The 1,958-nt window shown below is 65.6% G+C and carries 1 protein-coding gene; it reads left to right on the top strand.

The window, feature by feature from the left end:
* Positions 1-24 precede the first annotated feature (24 nt).
* Complete coding sequence (iolD, locus tag EN893_RS31485; RefSeq protein WP_127271234.1) at positions 25-1,875, top strand: 3D-(3,5/4)-trihydroxycyclohexane-1,2-dione acylhydrolase (decyclizing); 1,851 nt, start codon at positions 25-27, stop codon at positions 1,873-1,875.
* Positions 1,876-1,958 lie beyond the last annotated feature (83 nt).

Below are 1,958 nucleotides of genomic sequence, written 5' to 3'. Positions count from 1 at the left end.
AATAGGACTGCGGAGGAAAACACCATGAGCAAGACAATCCGCCTGACAATGGCGCAGGCGCTGACCCGCTTCCTGTCACGCCAGATGACCGAGATCGACGGGAGCAAAGTCCCGATCTTCGGCGGCGTCTGGGCGATCTTCGGCCACGGCAATGTCGCCGGCATCGGCGAGGCGCTTTATCAGCTGCGCGACGAGCTGCCGACCTTCCGCGCCCACAATGAACAGGCGATGGCGCATGCGGCGATCGCCTACGCCAAGGCCAATTTCCGCCGCCGCTTCATGGCCGCGACCTCTTCGATCGGCCCCGGCGCGCTCAACATGGTGACGGCGGCGGCGCTCGCCCATGTAAACAGGTTGCCCGTCCTGTTTTTGCCGGGCGACGTCTTCGCCAACCGCATCCCAGATCCGGTGCTGCAGCAGGCCGAGGATTTCTCCGACGGCACGGCTACGGTCAATGACTGCTTCCGTCCGGTTTCACGCTATTTCGACCGCATCACCCGGCCGGAGCAGATCATTCCTGCGCTCAGCCGCGCCATGGCCGTGCTGACCGATCCGGCCGAATGCGGCCCGGTGACGCTGTCTCTGTGCCAGGACGTGCAGGCCGAGGCCTACGACTACCCCGAGAGTTTCTTTGCCGAGAGGGTCTGGCACCAGCGCCGGCCGCGCCCGGATCGCCATGAGCTTGCCGCCGCGGTAGCGGCGCTGAAGGGCGCAAAAAAGCCGCTGGTGATCGCCGGCGGCGGCGTCCTCTATTCGCAGGCGTCGGACGAACTGGCGAAATTCGCCGAGAGCGCCGGCATCCCGGTCTGCGAGACGCAAGGCGGCAAATCCTCGTTGCCGGACGACCATCCGCTCAACATGGCGGCGGTCGGCGTCACCGGAACTTCTGCCGCCAACCGGTTGGCTGAGGAAGCCGATGTCGTGCTGGCCATCGGCACGCGTCTGCAGGACTTCACCACCGGTTCGTGGGCGCTGTTCAAGAATTCGGGCAAGACCATCATCGGGCTCAACGTGCAGCCCTTCGACGCCGGCAAGCACCGCGCCCTGCCACTGGTCGCCGATGCGGCCGAGGGCCTGGCCGAACTCAGTGCTGCGCTGAAGGGCTGGAAGGCGCCGGCAAGCTGGACCGACAATGCGTCCTCCGGCAAGAAGGCCTGGCAGGCCGAGGCGGCCAAGGTGACGGCGTCGACCAATGCCGCCTACCCGTCCGACGCGCAGGTGATCGGCGCCGTGCAGCGCGCCATGGGCTCCGGTGTGACGCTGCTGAATGCCTCCGGCGGGTTGCCGGGCGAATTGCACAAACTTTGGCAGGCGGGCGCGCCCGGATCGTATCATGGCGAATATGGCTTCTCGACCATGGGCTACGAGATTGCCGGCGGGCTCGGAGCCAAGATGGCGAAGCCCGGCGAGGGGATCGTCGTCATGATCGGCGACGGCTCCTACCTGATGATGAACTCCGAAATCGCCACCTCGGTGATGCTCGGCCTCAAGCTCACTATCGTGCTGCTCGACAACAGAGGCTATGGCTGCATCAACCGGCTGCAGATGGCGACCGGCGGCGCCAACTTCAACAATCTGCTGAAGGACTCGCGCCACGAGGTTCTGCCCGACATCGACTTTGCCGCGCATGCGGCGAGCATGGGGGCGATCGCCGAGAAAGTGCCGTCGATCGCCGGGCTGGAAAACGCGCTGGCACAAGCCAGGAAGAATACGCGCACAACGGTGCTCGTCATCGACACCGACCCGCTGGTTTCCACGGATGCCGGCGGCCATTGGTGGGACGTGGCGGTGCCGGAAGTGTCTGTACGGCCGCAGGTCAACGCGGCGCGCAAGGCGTATGACGAAAAGCGGAAGATGCAGAGTGTGGGTGATTGAGGTCGGCGCTGCCCCTCACCTGCCTGCCGGCATCCTCTCCCCGTATAGGGACGGGGAGAGGATGCCGGCAGGCAGGTGAGGGG

Source organism: Mesorhizobium sp. M7A.F.Ca.CA.004.04.2.1 (assembly GCF_004022825.1).
In the GTDB taxonomy this organism is placed as follows: domain Bacteria; phylum Pseudomonadota; class Alphaproteobacteria; order Rhizobiales; family Rhizobiaceae; genus Mesorhizobium.
This window is presented reverse-complemented; position numbering and strand designations above follow the sequence as displayed.